General features: G+C 64.6%; 16 protein-coding genes. 8 read left to right on the forward strand and 8 right to left on the reverse strand.

The window, feature by feature from the left end:
- Positions 1-59: 59 nt before the first annotated feature.
- Positions 60-1586 (reverse strand): caspase family protein, encoded by a 1527-nt coding sequence (locus AC3WLX_RS32675; RefSeq protein ID WP_492339039.1) that lies wholly within the window; start codon positions 1584-1586, stop codon positions 60-62.
- Positions 1587-1944: 358 nt separating this feature from the next.
- On the opposite strand from AC3WLX_RS32675, the gene AC3WLX_RS32680 reads away from it, so the two are divergent.
- A complete protein-coding gene (locus AC3WLX_RS32680; protein WP_291625573.1) occupies positions 1945-2751 on the forward strand; it encodes an N-acyl homoserine lactonase family protein in 807 nt (268 codons plus the stop codon).
- A gap of 136 nt (positions 2752-2887) precedes the next feature.
- Here the strand turns inward: AC3WLX_RS32680 and AC3WLX_RS32685 are convergent, their stop codons facing one another.
- A complete protein-coding gene (locus AC3WLX_RS32685) occupies positions 2888-3430 on the reverse strand; it encodes a MarR family winged helix-turn-helix transcriptional regulator (RefSeq protein WP_291625575.1) in 543 nt (180 codons plus the stop codon).
- Between the two features lie 111 nt (positions 3431-3541).
- Between AC3WLX_RS32685 and AC3WLX_RS32690 the strand changes: the two genes are divergently transcribed.
- The 5 genes from AC3WLX_RS32690 to fahA all read left to right on the forward strand — a co-directional run bounded on the left by AC3WLX_RS32690 (position 3542) and on the right by fahA (position 9208).
- On the forward strand, positions 3542-5179 hold the full coding sequence (locus AC3WLX_RS32690) for an FAD-dependent oxidoreductase (RefSeq protein ID WP_291625577.1): 1638 nt from the start codon (positions 3542-3544) through the stop codon (positions 5177-5179).
- Between the two features lie 8 nt (positions 5180-5187).
- The gene (locus AC3WLX_RS32695) at positions 5188-5412 is read left to right on the forward strand and encodes a DUF2783 domain-containing protein (RefSeq protein ID WP_291625579.1); all 225 of its coding nucleotides are present in this window, start codon (positions 5188-5190) and stop codon (positions 5410-5412) included.
- A gap of 24 nt (positions 5413-5436) precedes the next feature.
- Positions 5437-6393 (forward strand): MBL fold metallo-hydrolase, encoded by a 957-nt coding sequence (locus AC3WLX_RS32700; RefSeq protein WP_492339040.1) that lies wholly within the window; start codon positions 5437-5439, stop codon positions 6391-6393.
- A 2-nt stretch (positions 6394-6395) separates the two neighbouring features.
- Complete coding sequence (hmgA, locus tag AC3WLX_RS32705) at positions 6396-7742, forward strand: homogentisate 1,2-dioxygenase (protein WP_492339041.1); 1347 nt, start codon at positions 6396-6398, stop codon at positions 7740-7742.
- Between the two features lie 194 nt (positions 7743-7936).
- Positions 7937-9208: a fumarylacetoacetase gene (gene fahA / locus AC3WLX_RS32710; RefSeq protein WP_492339042.1), complete on the forward strand. Its 1272-nt coding sequence runs from the start codon at positions 7937-7939 to the stop codon at positions 9206-9208.
- A 116-nt stretch (positions 9209-9324) separates the two neighbouring features.
- Here the strand turns inward: fahA and AC3WLX_RS32715 are convergent, their stop codons facing one another.
- Complete coding sequence (locus AC3WLX_RS32715) at positions 9325-9636, reverse strand: DUF1272 domain-containing protein (protein ID WP_291625588.1); 312 nt, start codon at positions 9634-9636, stop codon at positions 9325-9327.
- Between the two features lie 74 nt (positions 9637-9710).
- Positions 9711-10190 carry an Lrp/AsnC family transcriptional regulator gene (locus tag AC3WLX_RS32720; protein ID WP_492339043.1) on the reverse strand — a complete coding sequence of 160 codons (480 nt, stop codon included), beginning with the start codon at positions 10188-10190 and terminating at the stop codon, positions 9711-9713.
- Between the two features lie 121 nt (positions 10191-10311).
- Here AC3WLX_RS32720 and hppD point away from each other — a divergent pair, with 121 nt between their 5' ends.
- Positions 10312-11427 (forward strand): 4-hydroxyphenylpyruvate dioxygenase, encoded by a 1116-nt coding sequence (gene hppD, locus AC3WLX_RS32725; RefSeq protein ID WP_492339044.1) that lies wholly within the window; start codon positions 10312-10314, stop codon positions 11425-11427.
- Positions 11428-11525: 98 nt separating this feature from the next.
- Here the strand turns inward: hppD and AC3WLX_RS32730 are convergent, their stop codons facing one another.
- The 4 genes from AC3WLX_RS32730 to AC3WLX_RS32745 all read right to left on the reverse strand — a co-directional run bounded on the left by AC3WLX_RS32730 (position 11526) and on the right by AC3WLX_RS32745 (position 16557).
- A complete protein-coding gene (locus AC3WLX_RS32730) occupies positions 11526-12632 on the reverse strand; it encodes a CaiB/BaiF CoA transferase family protein (RefSeq protein ID WP_492339045.1) in 1107 nt (368 codons plus the stop codon).
- 195 nt (positions 12633-12827) lie between these two features.
- On the reverse strand, positions 12828-13631 hold the full coding sequence (locus tag AC3WLX_RS32735; RefSeq protein WP_492339046.1) for an FAD binding domain-containing protein: 804 nt from the start codon (positions 13629-13631) through the stop codon (positions 12828-12830).
- A 13-nt stretch (positions 13632-13644) separates the two neighbouring features.
- Entirely contained in the window at positions 13645-15987 is a 2343-nt protein-coding gene (locus AC3WLX_RS32740) for a xanthine dehydrogenase family protein molybdopterin-binding subunit (RefSeq protein ID WP_492339047.1), read from the reverse strand.
- Between the two features lie 84 nt (positions 15988-16071).
- Positions 16072-16557, reverse strand: coding sequence for a (2Fe-2S)-binding protein (locus AC3WLX_RS32745; protein WP_492339048.1), 486 nt, complete (start codon positions 16555-16557; stop codon positions 16072-16074).
- Positions 16558-16882: 325 nt separating this feature from the next.
- On the opposite strand from AC3WLX_RS32745, the gene AC3WLX_RS32750 reads away from it, so the two are divergent.
- Positions 16883-18189: HAMP domain-containing protein (locus AC3WLX_RS32750; protein WP_492339049.1), on the forward strand; the 1307-nt coding region annotated here is incomplete at its 3' end.

Here is an 18189-nt window from a genome sequence, read left to right on the forward strand (position 1 = left end):
TTGGTCTTTCCAGGGCTGTTCAAGGTTCGAGCCCTGGACCGCCTCAATTCAAAGAAATACTAGCGCACTCCGTAGCTTGCGAACTCCTGAACGATGTTCGGATCCATCGCCTTGGCATTGGCGATGTCCAGCGCGCCTTCCTGGGCCGAGCCGTTGCGTTGCTTGGCAAGGCCGCGTCCATAGAGCGAGGAGGTCAGGCGCGGGTTGATCTTCAGGGCGGCGTCGAAATCGGCGATGGCATTCTTCACCGCGCCCGACTTCAGGTTGACGAGGCCGCGGCTGTCCAGCGCGTCGACGAAGTTCGGTCGCAGCCGCAGCGCCTCGTTGCAATCCTTCAAGGCGCCCTGGAGGTCGCCGACGACCGTGCGGGTCCAGCAGCGGTTGTTCAGGGCCTCGACGTCCTTCGCGTTGATCCGGAGGGTGTCGTCGAAATCCTTGATCGCGAGGTTGTAGGCGCCCTTGCTGGCATAGACCTGGCCGCGCCGGTACAGCGCGTTCACGTCATCAGGATTGGCGGCAATCTTCGCGGTCAGGCCTTTGATCGTGGGATCGTCGGCCAGGACGGCGGCGCTGGGCCCGCCGTCCGTGCTCGGTGCGACAAGAGCAGGATCGGCCGGCTTCACCGGCGGGGGCGGTGGCGGCGGGGGAAGGGCCGCCTCGATCTGCGGCTTCGGCGCGGGGGCAGGTGCCGGCGCAGCGGGAGCGGGTGCGGCAACCGTCTCGGCCGGCTTCGGCGCAGGCGGCGTTGCCGGAGGCGCGGGCGGCGGATTGTTGACGGCGACGGGCGGCGCAGCGGGAGGCGCAGGCGGCGGCGTCGAGGGGCGCGATCCGCCCGGGCCCGGAATGAACGAGAAATCTTCGGCCAAGGACGAGGAAATCCACGGCACCTGCTCGCCACGCGAGGCCCGGGTGACGCCCATCTTGGTCCGGTTCAGAGTCTCCTCGGCCATCAGGTCGGGGACGCGGATTTCCTTCAGCAGCTCCTGGACGAACAGGCTGCGGTCGCCGCCGGCGTCCGAGACCACCGAGGCCAGCGCCGCCGAGTACATCACCAGCGTGCCGTTCGGTGCGATGACCGGAGTCAGGCCGGCCGAGAAGCTGCGGAACCGGCGCTCGAACGGATTGCGCCGGGAGGCGTCGATCAGCGCGATCTTGACGCCGGCGCCGCGGGTGTTGAGCTCGCCAAGCACGGTCTCGAGGCTGAAACCATCGCGGCGCACGTCGGATTCGGTCCAGATCTGCGCATCGACCGGCAGCAGGTAACTCTGGCGCGCCGACTGGATGCCGAAACCGCTGAAGAACACCAGCGCCACCGATCCCGGCTTGATCTTGCCGTAAAGCTTGTCGAAGGCGCGGCGCATGCCGTCGCCGGTCAGGTTCTCGCCGATCTCGACCGAAAAGCCGTCGCGCTTCAGTTCATCCGCGACGGCGCGGGCATCATTGATCGGTTCCTTGAGCGGAGCATCCGCATCCGGATATTTGGCGTTGCCGATGACGAGCGCGAAGCGCTCGCCGGCTGCAAGCGACGGGGCAGTCGGGACAAGCGAGACGAGCAAGGACAGAAGGAAAAAGAAGCGAATTTTCATAATCAGCGCGGTCCAGCCAAAAAGGCGCCGTTCCAGCTTGCGCCGCGGCGACCTTAACTTACGCTTATCTCATTATCAAACCGGAGACGGGGGGCGTCAACCGCTTGGAGATTCGGCATTATCGTGTCGACGGACCGCCACCCAGGGGTGTGCTGTGAGCGGAACGGAGGGGTCGTCATGACAGTCCTCGTGATCTCGATCTATCGGCGCGACGTTAGGGCAACCCTGGCAATGAGGATGTGATTGGTCTCACATTGCAACCTGCCTTCGCCGCAACGCCCGGCGTTTGACCTTTGCTGCCGGCGATGGCTTGGTGTGGACGATCGTCCCGCAAGATCCAACTCAGAAAAGCAACTCCATGGGAAACGCCTACGAAATCTACGCCCTGCGCTATGCGACAATGTCGCCCCGCACCCCCCATATGAACTTCCTCCTGCCCGACCCGCATGACAGTGCGGCGCAGGATCTCGACTATTTCGTCTGGCTGATCCGAGGGCAGGGCCGCGACATCCTGGTCGATACCGGCTTCAATGCCGAGGAGGCGAGCGCGCGGGCGCGCAAGCTCACGCTCAATCCCGTCGACGCGCTGGAGCGTTTCGGCGTCGCAGCAACAGCAATTCGCGACGTCATCGTGACGCATCTGCATTACGACCACGCCGGCAATCTCGACCGCTTCCCCAATGCGCGCTTCCATCTCCAGGAGCGTGAGATGGCTTACGCGACCGGGCGCTGCATGTGCAATGGCCTGTTGCGTCACCCATTCTCGGTGGAGCATGTCACCCAGATGGTGCGCCACGTCTATGGCGAGCGTGTCACCTTCCATTCCGGCGACGGCGAGGTCGCCCCGGGCGTGACCGTGCACCGCGTCGGCGGCCATTCCGACGGCTTGCAGGTGGTCAAGGTCGAGACCGCGCGCGGCCCGGTGGTGCTGGCCTCCGATGCCGCGCATTATTACGCCAATCTGCAGCGCAGGAGCCCATTTCCGATCGTCTACAATGTCGGCGACATGGCGATGGGCTGGGAGACGATCGAGCGCCTCGCCGGTCATCCCGACAGGTTCATTCCCGGTCATGATCCGATCGTGACGGAGATCTATCCGCGCGCCAGCGACAAGGTCGATGCCTTCGCACTGCATCTGCCGCCGTCGCGGTCGTTTGCGAAATAGCAGCCATCATTCCGGGGCGCGCGTAGCGCGAACCCGGAATCCATCTATCCTCGTAACCTGCGGCGCAATGGATTCTCAGGTGCGCAATTGCGCACCATAGCTCTCCGCTTCGCGGCGCCCCGGAATGACGGAGGAGCTAATACGCCTGCTTGGCATCCGCTTCTTCGCTGGTCTGGATCAGGTCGAGGCTTTGCTCGATCTTGTCGAGGAGAGTCGAGAGCTGCTTGCGCTCCTGCGCGGAGAGGCAGGCGAGGATTTCGTCCTCGCGCCGCAGCAATTGCGGAAACAGCTCCTCGTACAGCGCGCGGCCCTTCCTGGTCAGTTGCAGGCGGAATTCGCGGCGGTCGGCCCGGTTCTCGACCCGCTCGATCAGGCGCTCGTCGAGCAGCATTGTCACCGCGCGGCTGATGGTGGATTTGTGCGTCCGCGTGCATTGCGCAATGTACTGCGCGCTACAGGCATCAACGCGGAAGCCGAGCGTGGCGATCACCCGCCAGGCCGGAATGTCGAGGCCGTGCCGTTCCTGATATTCGACCGCAAGCGCGGAACTGACCTCCGCTGCAAGCCGGTTGAGGCGGAACGGCACGAACTTGAACAGGTCGAGTCGCGGCTTTGGCCGAACTGAAGCCTCGTCGGCCTCACGGGTCTTCAACGCGATGTCGCTGGATGTCCTCGCCAAGGAGAGCGCTCCGAATTCCCGGTTGACGGCCGGCCGGCTCCGGTCCAAAATAGTTGCACGTGAGACTATCTAGCAGATCAGTCCTCTTCTGACCAGAGCCGAGGTTCGTGTATGGCGCCGGCCAATACCCCTCACGCCAAGACCGCTCAAGCCAAGACCCAGTTCGGCTATCGCCGTCACCCGGATCAGGGCCGCCCGAGCCCCGCGGAGCATCCGGTCGTGATCGTCGGCGCCGGCCCTGTCGGCCTGTCGCTGGCGATCGATCTCGCCCAGCGCGGCCAGCGCGTCGTGCTGCTGGATGATGCCGACCGCATCGGCGAAGGCTCGCGCGCGATCTGCTTCTCGAAACGCTCGCTGGAATATTGGGACCGGCTCGGCGTCGGCGACCGCATGGTCGAGAAGGGCGTGGTGTGGAGCGTCGGCCGCATCTTCCACGGCGAATCACAGCTCTACCAATTCAACCTGCTGCCGGAGGACGGTCACAAGCGGCCGGCCTTCATCAACCTCCAGCAATATTACGCCGAGGCCTATCTGGTCGATCGCATCAACGAACTGCCTGAGATCGACCTGCGCTGGCGCAACAAGGTGACGGCACTCGAGCAACGCAACGATTCCGCCGTGCTGACGATCGAGACGCCGGAGGGTGCCTATCGCCTCAATGCGCAGTACGTCATCGCCTGCGACGGCGCGCGCTCCTCGCTGCGGCAGATGGTCGGTGCGGAATTCGCCGGCCAGGTGTTCGAGGATCAGTTCCTGATCGCGGACGTCAAGATGACCGCGGAATTTCCGACCGAGCGCTGGTTCTGGTTCGATCCGCCGTTCCATGCCGGGCGTTCGGCGCTCTTGCATCGGCAGCCCGACGACGTCTGGCGCATCGACCTCCAGCTCAACCGCTATGCCGATCCTGTCGTCGAGAAGAGACCGGAGAACGTGCGGCCGCGCATCGCGCGCATGCTCGGCCACGACAAGTTCGAGTTCGAGTGGATATCGCTCTACAAGTTCCAGTGCCGGCGGATGGAGCGCTTCATCCACGGCCGGGTGATCTTCGCCGGCGATTCCGCGCACCAGGTCTCGCCCTTCGGCGCGCGCGGCGCCAATTCCGGGCTCGAAGATGCGGAGAATTTGTCCTGGAAGCTCGACCGCGTGCTGCGCGGCAAATCGCCCGCGAGCCTGCTCGAGAGCTACCACCTCGAGCGCAGCATGGCGGCGGACGAGAACATCCGCGAATCCACGCGCTCGACCGATTTCATGGCGCCGAACTCGCATCAGGAGGCGCGGCTGCGTAAGGCGGTGCTGTCGCTCGCCAAGGAGACAGAGTTCGGCAAGCGCATGGTCAATGGTGGCCGGCTGTCGGTGCCGTGCAGCTACGATTCGCCGCTGTCCTCGCTCGATGCGGAGACGTGGCGCGGCGGGCCCTCGCCCGGCTGTTCGATGCTCGACGCGCCTGTCGCAACGCGTGGCGGTGAACAGTTCTATCTGACGGATGCCTTCCGCAGGGGTGGCACGGACTTCACCTTGCTGTCGTTCAGCAATGGCGGGCCGATTGATGCGCCCGACAGTATCAAGGGTATCCGCATTGGGGCCGAGGGTGGATTTGCGGATCCCTTGGGTCTGGTCGCGAAGCGCTATGGCGCCGAGCAGGGTGCCGCCTATCTGCTGAGGCCCGACGGTTATGTTGCGGCTCGCTTCCGCCATCCGACCCGTTCGGCGATCTCGGCGGCACTGGCGCGGGCCGAAGGTCTGTATTGAGGTCTCGCATGCCGCTCTCCACCACCTCAAACTTTTTACGTCCCGACGATGCCTTCCGCGCCGTCGTCGAGGCGCATCGTGATCTGACCGAGGAGCAGAGCGCCGATTTCGACGCGGCGCTGGTGCTGATTCTCGCCAACCATATCGGCGACATCGACGTGCTGCGCGAGGCGATCGCCCTGGCCAAGCGCCGCATGATCGACGGCCAGCAGCAGCAACAACAACAGCAATAACCCTGTCACCTGAAGGACGAATTGATGGCGAAGAACTTCGCATCCACCGGCGATCTCTCCGAGAAAAAGATCACCTTCTCCGAGATCGGGACCGATCTCTATGCCTTCACCGCCGAGGGCGATCCCAACACGGCGGTCATCGTCGGTGACGATGGCTGCCTCGTGTTCGACGCGCAGGCAACGCCGGCGATGGCGAACAAGGTGATCGAGCGCGTCCGCGCCGTCACCGACAAGCCGATCAAATATGTCGTGCTGTCGCACTATCACGCCGTGCGCGTGCTCGGGGCCTCCGCCTACAAGGCGCAGGGCATCGTCGCTTCGCAGGAGACGCACCGGTTAATCGCCGAGCGCGGCCAGCAGGATTGGGATTCCGAATACGGCCGCTTCCCGCGGCTGTTCCAGGACGCCGCCAGCATCCCCGGCCTGACCTGGCCGACGCTGACCTTCGAAGGTGAGATGACGATCTATCTCGGCAAGCGCGAGGTGCGCCTGATGCAGCTGGGCGCCGGCCATACCTCCGGCGACATCGTCGCCTGGGTGCCGGATGCGGAGGCGATGTTCTCCGGCGACCTGATCGAATATCACTCCGCCTGCTATTGCGGCGATGCCCATTTGCGGGAATGGCCGATGACGCTGAACGAGATACGCAACTTCAATCCGAAGGCGATCGCGCCGGGCCGCGGTGACGCGCTGAAGGGAACGGCGACGGTGCGCGAAGCCATCGCGATGACGCGCGACTTCGTCACCTCGCTCTATGGCGCCGCTGAAATTTCGGTCGCCAAGGGACGGACGCTGAAAGAATCCATGGCGGCGACGCGCGAGGTGATGGATCCGAAGTTCTCCAGCTTCGCCATCTACGAGCACTGCCTGCCGTTCAACGTGTCGCGCGCCTACGACGAGGCGTCCGGGATCGACGACCCCGTGATCTGGACCGACAAGCGCGACCAGGAAATGTGGGCCGCCCTGCAAGGAGGAGGATAGTCATGAACATCAATACCTCGCCGGACCAGATCATCCGCAGCTCGGCCCAGGTGACGCCGGGCTACATGTCCGGCTTCGGCAACTCTTTCGAGACCGAGGCGCTGCCGGGCGCGCTGCCGATCGGACGCAACTCGCCGCAGCGCTGCGCCTACGGGCTCTATGCCGAGCAATTGTCCGGCTCGCCCTTCACCGCGCCGCGCGGCAGCAATGAGCGTTCCTGGCTCTATCGCATCCGCCCTTCGGTGAAGCATTCCGGCCGTTTCGAGAAGGCCGAGGCCGGGCTGTGGCGCTCCGCGCCGTGCCATGAATACGACCTCCCGATCGCGCAGCTGCGCTGGGATCCGACGCCGCTGCCGAAGGAGGAGGTCACCTTCGTCCAGGGCGTGCAGACCATGACCACCGCCGGTGACGTGAACACGCAAGCGGGCATGGCCGCGCATGTCTACGTGATCACCAAGTCCATGGTGGACCAGCATTTCTACGATGCCGACGGCGAGCTGATGTTCGTGCTGCAGCAGGGCAATCTGCGCCTCGTCACCGAATTCGGCCGCATCGATGCCGAGCCCGGCGAGATCGTGGTGATCCCGCGCGGCGTCAAGTTCCGCGTCGAGATTCCGAACGGTCCGGCGCGCGGCTATCTCTGCGAGAACTATGGCGGCGCCTTCACGCTGCCGGAGCGCGGGCCGATCGGTGCCAACTGCCTGGCCAATGCGCGCGACTTCCTCACCCCCGTTGCGCATTACGAGGACAAGGACACGCCGACCGAGCTCTACGTGAAATGGGGCGGCTCCCTGTTCAAGACGACGTTGCCGCATTCGCCGATCGACGTCGTCGCCTGGCACGGCAATTATGCGCCGTACAAATACGATCTGCGCACCTTCTCGCCGGTCGGCGCGATCGGCTTCGACCATCCCGATCCCTCGATCTTCACGGTGCTGACCTCGCCGTCGGAGACGGCTGGCACGGCGAATATTGACTTCGTGATTTTCCCCGAGCGCTGGATGGTGGCCGACAACACCTTCAGACCGCCCTGGTATCACATGAACATCATGAGCGAGTTCATGGGCCTGATCTACGGCGTCTACGACGCCAAGCCGCAGGGCTTCGTCCCCGGCGGCATGAGCCTGCACAATTGCATGCTGCCGCACGGTCCCGACCGCGACGCCTTCGAGCACGCCAGCAACGGCGAATTGAAGCCGGTGAAGCTGACCGGCACCATGGCCTTCATGTTCGAGACCCGCTACCCGCAGCGTGTCACCGCGCATGCCGCAAACGCCGCCACGCTCCAGGCCGACTACGCGGATTGTTGGAAGGGGTTGGAGAAGCGCTTCGATCCGAATAGGCTGTGAGGTCTCTTACCCTCCCCTGGAGGGGGAGGGTCACTCGCGTCAGCGAGCGGGGTGGGGTGACAGTCCCTCCATTGAGGCGGTGCCGAGTGGAGAGATCACCCCACCCCGCTTCGCATTACGCTTCGCTTCATGCGAACCGACCCTCCCCCTCCAGGGGAGGGTGACACCGTCACCGCTGCGCTCACGGGAAACCAATGCCCCACCCCAACGACCCCAGCCTCCGCTCCTTCATCGAGGTCGAAACTTCCTCCGACTTTCCGATCCAGAACCTGCCTTATGGCATGTTCTCGACGGCGGCCAATCCGACCCCGCGCGTCGGTGTCGCGATCGGCGATTACGTGCTCGATCTCTGGGAGCTCGAGCAGGATTGCCGGCTCGACGTCGGCCCGCTCGGCGTGTTCTCGGGACCCTCGCTCAATCCGTTCATGGCGCTCGGGCCTAAAGTCTGGAGCAAGACCCGCGCGCGCATCAGCGAACTCCTGCGCGCGGATCATCCGGAGCTGCGCGACAACGAGGAGCTGCGCAAGCGCGCGCTCGTTCCCATGCGCGACGCCAAGCTGCATCTGCCGTTCGCCGTCTCCGGCTACACCGACTTCTATTCGTCGAAGGAGCACGCCACCAATGTCGGCGTCATGTTCCGCGGCAAGGACAACGCGCTGCAGCCGAACTGGCTGCACATGCCGATCGCCTATAACGGCCGTGCCTCTACGGTCGTGGTCTCCGGCACCCAAGTGAAGCGGCCGCGTGGGCAGCTGAAGCCGCCGAACGTGGACCTGCCGAGCTTCGCGCCGTGCAAGCGGCTCGATTTCGAGCTGGAGATGGGCGTCGTGATCGGCCAGCCGTCGCCGATGGGCGGCATGCTCACCGAGAGCCAGGCCGAGGAGATGATCTTCGGTTTCGTCCTGCTCAACGACTGGAGCGCGCGCGACATCCAGCAATGGGAATATGTGCCGCTCGGCCCGTTTCTCGCAAAGGTCTTCGCGACCTCGATCAGCCCCTGGGTGGTGACGCGTGAGGCGCTGGAGCCGTTCCGCCTGAACGGGCCGGAGCAGCAACCGGTACCGCTCGACTATCTCAAGCAGACCAGGCCGCAGAACTACGATGTCGAACTCGACGTCTCGTTGCGCGCGGCCAGCGCCAATGCGCCCGCCAGCATCAGCCGCACCAATTTCAAGTACATGTACTGGTCCTCGGTGCAGCAATTGATGCACCACGCTTCCAGCGGCTGCGCCATGAATGTCGGCGATCTCTTAGGGTCCGGCACCATCTCCGGCCCGGAGAAGAACCAGCGCGGCAGTCTGCTCGAGATCAGCTGGAACGGCACCGAGCCGGTCGAGCTGCCCGGCGGCGCTAGGCGCTCGTTCCTGGAGGACGGCGACAGCCTCGTCATGCGCGGCTGGTGCCAGGGGAACGGCTACCGCGTCGGCTTTGGCGAGGTCGAGGGGACGGTTCTGCCGGCGAAGTAAGGCCACTGTCATTCCGGGGCGATGCGAAGCATCGAACTACGGTGCGCAATTGCGCACCTGAGAATCTCGAGGTTCCGGGTTCGCGCTTTGCGCGCCCCGGAACGACGGCCTCGAACCTACCGCCTCTCCGGGGGTACGTCCTTGATCCGCGCGCAATGCGCCGCAACGTCTTCCACGCTGTACTTCAGATGCACCCGCTTGTCGGACGGCGCCTGCTTCGTCGTGCACACGCCCGGCCGCCATTCCTGCGCCGGCCTGATCGGGCGCGGGGCGAAGCCGCCGCCGCAGTTCGGGCAGACATTGAACAGCCTGGTCTCGACGCAGTCCGCACAGAACGTGCATTCATAGGAGCAGATCCGCGCATCGGTTGCGGCGGGCGGCAGGTCGCGGTCGCAATATTCGCAGTTCGGTCGCAGCTGGAGCGCCATGTTGAATCTCCGGACATGGGACTGGGATCATCGCAGATCGCGCAGCCGGCGCGAATGCCGTAGTTCCCTCGATTTCAGCCGGGCTTTAATTCCTTGAGTGGCAGCTTCGAGCTCTCTTTCAGCCGGTCCAGCACGATCGACGAGCGCACATGCGCCACGCTTTGATGCGGCATCAGGACGTCGTTGACGAGGTTGGAGAGGCCCTTGAGATCGCGCAGAACGGCTTTCAGCACATAGTCGGCGTCGCCCGTCAGCGAATACGCCTCCTGGATCTCGTCGATCCGGTTCACCAGCGTGCGAAAACGCTTGGAATTGTCCGGGGAGTGGGTCGCTAGCCCCACCTGGATGAAGGCGATCACGCCGAAGCCCAGCGCCTCGCTGGAGAGGTCGGCATGATAGCCTGATATCACCTTATCCTCCTCCAGTCGCATCCGGCGCCGTGAGCATTGCGAGGCCGAGAGGCCGGCGAGCTCGGCCAGCTCCTGGTTGGTGAGGCGGCCGTCGTCCTGGAGCGCGCTGAGGATCCTGAGGTCGAAGGCATCAACAGATATCATGCGTCATTCATCCATTTCATGCACGGATCGTGCATACGATAGCCAAACGCCGTCTCGTTTGCACGCTCATTGCATGGCCCATGAAGGATAGTTCCTGTCAGCAGCCATTCGGGAGAATATCATGGGACCGTTTCCGCACGATGCACCGCCGGCCACGATCAGCGCCGACAATCCGATGGGCACCGACGGGTTCGAGTTCGTCGAATATGCGCACCCCGACCCCGAACAGCTGCACGCGCTGTTCAAGCTGATGGGCTATGCGCCGGTCGCGCGCCACAGGACCAAGAAGATCACGGTCTATCGCCAGGGCGACATCAACTATCTCGTCAACGAGGAGCCCGGCACTCACGGCTACGAGTTCGTCGCCGCCCACGGCCCCTGCGCGCCGTCGATGGCGTTCCGCGTCGTCGATGCCAAGGCGGCCTATGACCGCGCGATTGCGCTCGGCGCCGAGCCGGCCAATGCCTCATCCGCACAGAAGACGCTGGACGTGCCCGCCATCAAGGGCATCGGCGGCAGCCTGCTTTATCTGGTCGACCGCTACGGCGCCAAAGGCTCGGCCTATGATGGCGAGTTCGAATGGCTGGGCGCGCGCGATCCCAAGCCGGTTGGCGCCGGCCTGTTCTATCTCGACCATCTCACCCATAACGTCCATCGCGGCCGCATGAACGTCTGGGCCGGCTTCTACGAGAAGCTGTTCAACTTCCGCCAGATCCGCTTCTTCGACATCGAGGGCCGCGCCTCTGGCCTGTTCTCGCGCGCGCTGACCAGCCCCGACGGCAAGATCCGCATTCCCATCAACGAGGATGCCGGCGAGTCCGGCCAAATCGAGGAATATCTCAAGACCTATCGCGGCGAAGGCATCCAGCACATCGCCTGCGGTTGCCGCGACATCTACCGCACCATCGAAGACCTGCGTGAGGCCGGCCTGCCGTTCATGCCGTCGCCGCCCGACACCTATTTCGAGAAGGTCGACTCGCGCCTGCCCAAGCATGGCGAGGATCTGGCGCGGCTGAAGAAGAACGGCATCTTGATCGACGGCGAGGGCGTGGTCGAGGGCGGCCAGACCAAGGTGCTGCTGCAGATCTTCTCGGCCAACGCGATCGGCCCGATCTTCTTCGAGTTCATCCAGCGCAAGGGCGACGACGGTTTCGGCGAGGGCAATTTCAAGGCCCTGTTCGAATCGATCGAGGAGGATCAGATCCGGCGCGGGGTGCTGAAGGTGGACGCGGCCTGACCGTCATTCCGGGGCGCGCGTCAGCGCGAACCCGGAATCTCGATGTGATTATCTCCAGATTCCGGGTTCGCTCGCGACGCGAGCGCCCCGGAATGACGTCAGCCCTTCCACGCCGTCATCACCGCGCCGATCTCCGCCGCCTCCGGCTCGCGTGCCGCCGACGGCGTGCGCGAGAAGCGCGGTGCCGGTGCAGGCTGCTTCACGCCGTGACGCTCGATGAAGACGTTGCGGGCGACCATGTGCGGATGTTGTGTCGCCTCCGACATGGTCAGCACCGGTGCGAAGCAGATGTCGGTGCCTTCCATGATCTTGCACCAGTCCTCGCGCGTCTTGCTCTTGAACACGGCCTTCAGCTTCTCCTTCAGCGCCGGCCAGGCCTTGCGATCCATCTGGGCGTCGAAATCGGCGTCGGTGAGGCCGGCGTGCTCGCGCAGCAGCGCGTAGAATTGCGGCTCGATCGAGCCGATCGAGACGAAGTGCCCGCAGGCGCATTCGTAGACGCCGTAGAAATGCGCGCCGCCGTCGAGGAAGTTCTGGTTGCGCTCTTCGGTCCAGCGACCCATCGTGGCCATGTCGAAGAAGAACGACATCAGCGAGGCCGCGCCGTCGCACATGGCGGCGTCGACCACCTGGCCCTTGCCGGATTTCTGCGCCTCCAGGAGCGCTGCGAGCACGCCGACGACGAGATAGAGCGCGCCGCCGCCAAAATCGCCAACGAGATTGAGCGGCGGCACCGGCGCCTCCTTCGTGCCGATCGCGGCGAGCGCGCCGGTGATGGAGATGTAGTTGATGTCATGGCCGGCGGCATTGGCGAGCGGGCCCTCCTGGCCCCAGCCGGTCATGCGGCCATAGACCAGTTTTGGATTGCGTGCGAGCACCACATCCGGCCCGAGGCCGAGCCGTTCCATCACGCCGGGGCGAAAGCCTTCGACCAGAGCATCGGCGCTGGCGAGCAGGTCGAGCACTTGCGCGATCGCCGCCTTGTCCTTGAGGTCGAGCTCGATCACCTTGCGGCCGCGGCCTGCGACCGACTTCATGCTCTTCTTCGCGCCGACGCGGTCGAGAGTGACGACGTCGGCGCCCATGTCGGCCAGCATCATGCAGGCAAACGGACCCGGCCCGATGCCGGCGAATTCGACGATGCGGAAGCCCGACAGCGGGCCGGAGGTGCGGACGGATGAGGTGGGGGCTGATTTATCGAGCACGTTGTTGTTTCCTCGGGGGCGCGAGCGCATGCCGGTAGCCCGGCATCGTCTCCGACATTCTTCTATGGGGCGAGTTAATCGGCCGATTAACTTTTCCCGCCTTCACGCCAACGAGGCAAGCGGTTTTCATGCCGCATGGCCAAAATAAAACGGCGCGCACCGAAGTGCGCGCCGCGGAAAAATTGCGTGGAGACGCTATCCGCGTGCAGCTGCCACCGCGCGCTGCGCCATCACCTTGATCAGATTGGCGCGGTACTCCGCCGTGCCGTGGATGTCAGCCAGCAATCCGCTCGCCGAGATGCTCACGCCGTCGATCGCCGCCGGCGACCAGTTCGCCTTCAGCGCGGCCTCGATCGCAGGCACCCGCATCACTCCATTCTGGGAGGCGCCGGTCGCGGCGACCCGAACCTCGCCTGACTTGGTCTGCGCGACGAACACGCCGGTCAGTGCGAAACGCGAGGCCGGGTGCCGCATCTTCTCGTAGCCCGCCTTCGCTGGCACCGGGAATGACACGGCGGTGATGATCTCGCCGTCTTCCAGCGCCGTGGTGAACAGGCCCTTGAAGAAATCATCCGCCGCGATCGACCGCTTGTTGGTCTTCACGGTGGCGCCGAGCGCGAGCAGCGCGGCCGGGAAATCCGCGGCAGGATCGTTGTTGGCGATCGAGCCGCCGATCGTGCCACGGTAGCGCACGGCGGGATCGCCGAGCACGGAGGTGAGATAGGAGATCGCAGGGATCGCCTTCTTCACGTCGGCATTCGTCATGATGTCGTAATAGATCGTGCCGGCCTTGATGGTCAGCGTATCGCCCGACAGCTCGACGCCCTGCAGCTCCTTGATCCTGCCGAGGTCGATGACGTCGGAGGGACCTGCGAGGCGCTGCTTCATGACCGGCAGCAGCGTCTGACCGCCTGCCAGGAACTTCGACTCGCTACCTTTTGCGAACAGGCTGGCGGCCTCGTCGACCGAGGAGGCACGATGATAAGTGGTCTGGTACATCTTCGGTCCTCCCTCAAGCCGCGTGGATCGTGCGCCACACCCGGTCGGGGGTTGCGGGCATTTCCAGATTGTTCTTGCCGATCGCATCCGTGATCGCGTTGATCACGGCCGCCGACGCCCCGATCGCGCCGGCCTCGCCGCAACCCTTGATGCCGAGCGGATTGCCCGGGCACAGCGTCGTGGTGTGGGACAGGTTGAACGACGGCACGTCGTCGGCACGCGGCATGGCGTAATCCATGAACGAGGCAGTGATCGGCTGGCCGTTGGCATCGTAGATCGCATGCTCGAGCAATGCCTGACCGATGCCCTGCACAAGGCCGCCATGGACCTGGCCCTCGACGATCATCGGATTGATCAGCCGGCCGAAATCGTCCGCCGCGACGAAGTTGACGAAGGAGGTCTTACCGGTGCCGGGATCGACCTCGAGCTCGCAGATATAGGCGCCGGCCGGGAAGGTGAAGTTGGTCGGGTCGTAGAAGGCGCTCTCCTTCAACCCCGGCTCCATCCCGTCAGGCAGATTGTGCGCGGTGTAGGCCGCGAGCGCGACCATCGGCAGGGCGATCGCCTTGTCGGTGCCTGTCACCTTGAACTCGCCGTTCTCGATGACGATGTCGGCTTCCGAAGCTTCCAGCGCGTGCGCCGCGATCTTCTTGGCCTTGGATTCCATCTTCTCCATGGCTTTCAGGATCGCGGTGAGGCCGACGGCCGCCGAGCGCGAGCCGTAGGTGCCCATGCCGAACTGCACCTTGTCGGTGTCGCCATGGACGATCGAGACCTGGCTGATCGGAATGCCCAGCCGTTCCGCGACGAGCTGGCAGAATGTGGTCTCGTGACCCTGGCCGTGGCTGTGCGATCCCGTGAGGATCTCGATGGTGCCGACCGGGTTGACGCGGACCTCGGCCGATTCCCACAGGCCGACGCCAGCGCCGAGGCTGCCGACCGCCTTCGACGGCGCGATGCCGCAGGCCTCGATGTAGCAGGACACGCCGATGCCGCGCAGCTTGCCATCGGCCTTCGCCTTGGCCTTGCGGGCGGGGAAGCCTGCATAGTCGATCGCCTTCATCGCGGCGTCGAGCGACGCGTTGAAGTCGCCGGTGTCGTAGGCCATGATCACAGGCGTCTGGTGCGGAAACTGCGTGATGAAGTTGGTCCGGCGCAGCTGGGCCGGATCGACGTTGAGCTGCCGCGCCGCCGTTTCCATCAGACGTTCGACCAGGTAGCTCGCCTCCGGGCGGCCCGCGCCGCGATAGGCGTCGACCGGCGTGGTGTTGGTGTAGACGCCGATCACCTCGGCATGGATCGCCGGGATGTTGTACTGGCCCGACAGCAGCGTCGCGTAGAGATAGGTCGGCACCGAGGACGAGAACAGCGACATATAGGCGCCGAAATTGGCGTAGGTCTTCACCTTCAACCCGATGATCTTGTTGTTGGCGTCGAACGCCATCTCGGCATGGGTGATGTGGTCGCGGCCGTGCGCGTCGGTGAGGAAGGCCTCGGTGCGGTCGCCGGTCCATTTGACGGGACGGCCGACCTTTTTGGAGGCCCACAGCGCCACCATCTCCTCGGGATAGATGAAGATCTTGGAGCCGAAGCCGCCGCCGACGTCTGGCGCGATCACACGCAGCTTGTGCTCGGGGGCGATGTTGTAGAACGCCGACAGCACGAGGCGGGCGACATGCGGATTCTGTGAGGTCGTATAGAGCGTGAAGTGCTCCTCGGCGGCGTCGTAGTCGCCGATCGCCGCCCGTGGCTCCATCGCGTTCGGAGCGAGGCGGTTGTTGGTGACGTCGAGCTTCACGACGTTGGCGGCCTTGGCGAAGGCGGCATCGGTGGCGCCCTCGTCGCCGATCACCCAGTCATAGACCTGGTTGCCGGGCGCTTCAGGGTGAAGCTGCGGTGCGCCGGTCTTGATCGCGGCCTTCATGTCGGCGACCGCGGGAAGCTCCTCGTAGTCGACGACGACGGCTTCCGCCGCGTCGCGCGCCAGATTCTTGCTCTCGGCAATCACGACCGCGATGGCCTGGCCGACGAAGCGCACCGTCTCCGGCGCCATCGCCGGCCATGCGCCCATCTTCATCGGGCTGCCGTCCTTCGACGTGATGGCCCAGCCGCAGATCAGGTTGCCGACCTTGTCGTCGACCAGCTGCTGGCCGGTGAGCACCGCGACCACGCCCGGCATCTCCAGAGCGGCGGACGAATCGATCTTCTTGACCTTGGCGTGCGCGTGCGGGCTGCGGATGAAATAGGCATGGGTCATGCCCATCAGCTTGATGTCGTCGACGTAGCGGCCCTTGCCGGTAATGAAACGCTTGTCTTCTTTGCGCACGACGCGTGCGCCGATACCTTCAACACCCATGACTGGTCCTCCCGACCGGAAATTTCCTTGACCGCGCCGTCCATCGACGGCTGCGGCGATTGTTCTTGCTTCGAGGCGCGCCGCTTACTCGGCCGCCTGCGAGACCTTCATGCGGCCGGCCGCATCCAGCACGGCCTTGACGATGTTGTGATAGCCGGTGCAGCGGCAGATATTGCCTTCGAGCTCCGTGCGGACGGTCGCCTCGTCGAGCTGGCCGCCGTGACGGTTCACGATGTCGATCGCCGACATTATCATCCCCGGCGTGCAATAGCCGCATTGCAGGCCGTGATTGTCGCGGAAGGCGGCCTGCATCGGGTGCAGCTCGTCGCCCTTGGCGATGCCCTCGATCGTGGTGATGCTGGCCCCATCGGCCTGTCCCGCCAGCATGGTGCAGGATTTCACGGCCTTGCCGTCCATGTGCACGACGCAGGCGCCGCACTGGCTGGTGTCGCAGCCGACATGCGTTCCCGTGAGGTTGAGGTGATCGCGCAGGAGCTGGACCAGCAGCGTGCGGTCCTCGACGTCGACAGCAACGGCCTTGCCGTTGACCGTCAGTTTGACTGTAGACACGTGAAGTCCTCCCGGGATGATTTTGATTGTTTCTAATTAGAGACAGCGACCCGGAACTTTGCAACTAGGATTTTGGTCGCCGCCGTCATCGAAAAGTCATTGATCGCCCCAGCGCGACGATTTGCGCTCGTGCCGTGGGGTGCGGGCCGGAGAAAGTGGGATGCCAGCGTCTTGTGCCGGGCCGATCGGCCTCTGGCCAACCCGCCCTGGATCGTGCCGGCCGCCAAATTTACTGCCCCTTATCGATTCTGCCCTAGTTTTGCGCAGCCGGGTCTGGGGGCGAGGCGCCTCCGGACCATGGTCGCAATGAAAATGGGGGTTGGGAATGTCCGGGCGTATCGCGTCGCCGTCCAAGCGCACATTGTTTCCGACCCTCAAATTCCGCGCAAAGATCGTTCTCGGCTTCGCCGCCGTGCTGGTGATCTCCGCCGGCAGCATGGCCTTCTCCTATTTCGGCTTCGAGCGGGTCGCCTCGGGGGTCGGATCCTACCGCAGCAGCGTGTCCGAGGCCGATCTCGCCCGCACCATCGACCGCGAGTTGCTCGGCTACCGTTCGGCCGTCAGATATTTCGTCGTCACCGGCAAGGAAGACGACGCCAAGGCGGCGCTGGATGCCGAGGCGAGCCTGAAGAACGCCATCGACCAGGCCGCCAAGGGTGCCAAGCAGCCGGCGCGGCAGGAAAGCCTCGGCAAGCTCGCCAAGGAGTTTTCCAGCTTCTCCACCACCTTCGCCAGGGTGCTCCAGGCCAAGCGTGACAGCGCGCTGCTGGTGCAGAACCAGCTGCAGCGCCAGGCCAATCTCCTGAAGTACAAGCTCGACGATATCGGCAACAACGCGTCCGATTCCGAGGCGCAGGCCATCGAGTTCGGCACCAAGCAGGTCAACGCCCAATTCCAGACAGCGAGCGCTGCAGCCACCCAGTTCGTGCTGACCTCCGATCAGGCGATCGCGAACAGCGCGCTGGCGCGGCTGAAATTCGTCGAGAACTCGCTCAGTGCGGTCTATTCCATGGACGACAAGATCGTCTCTGGCCTGAAGGAGGCCAAGGCCATCCTCGGCGCCTATCGCGAAGCGCTGGAGAAGCTGATCGCCAACGCCAAACTGGTTGAAGGCCTCGTCGCCGAGATGAACGGCGCGGCCTCTGCAATCCAGGAAGGCGCGACCGCCTTGAAGGCGGACCTCGTCGCGGAGCAGCAACGGCTGGATGCCGAATCCGAAGCGACCATCGGGCAGACCGAGCAGCTGGTGCTGATGCTGGCGGTCGGTGGCACGCTGCTGGGCGCGGTTCTCGCCTTCCTGCTCGGCACCGGCATCTCGCGTCCGATGATCGCGATGTGCAAGGCGATGCGCGAGCTGGCCTCGGGCAATTTCGACGTCGTGCTGCCCGGCTTGGGGCGCAAGGACGAGATCGGAGAGATGGCCGGCGCCGTCGAGGAGTTCAAGGTCCAGGCCGTCGCCAAGGCCGAGCGCGATGCCGCCGCCAGCGAAGTCCAGAACCGGGAGCAGGCCGCCAGCCGCCGCGCCGAGCTGATCCGCTTCGCCGACGATTTCGAAAGCGCGGTCGGCACCATCGTCTCCAACGTCTCGGCCTCGGCTGTGCAGCTGGAATCGGCGGCTTCGACGCTGACCCG

The sequence above is a fragment of the Bradyrhizobium sp. FW305-F6 genome (assembly GCF_058782905.1).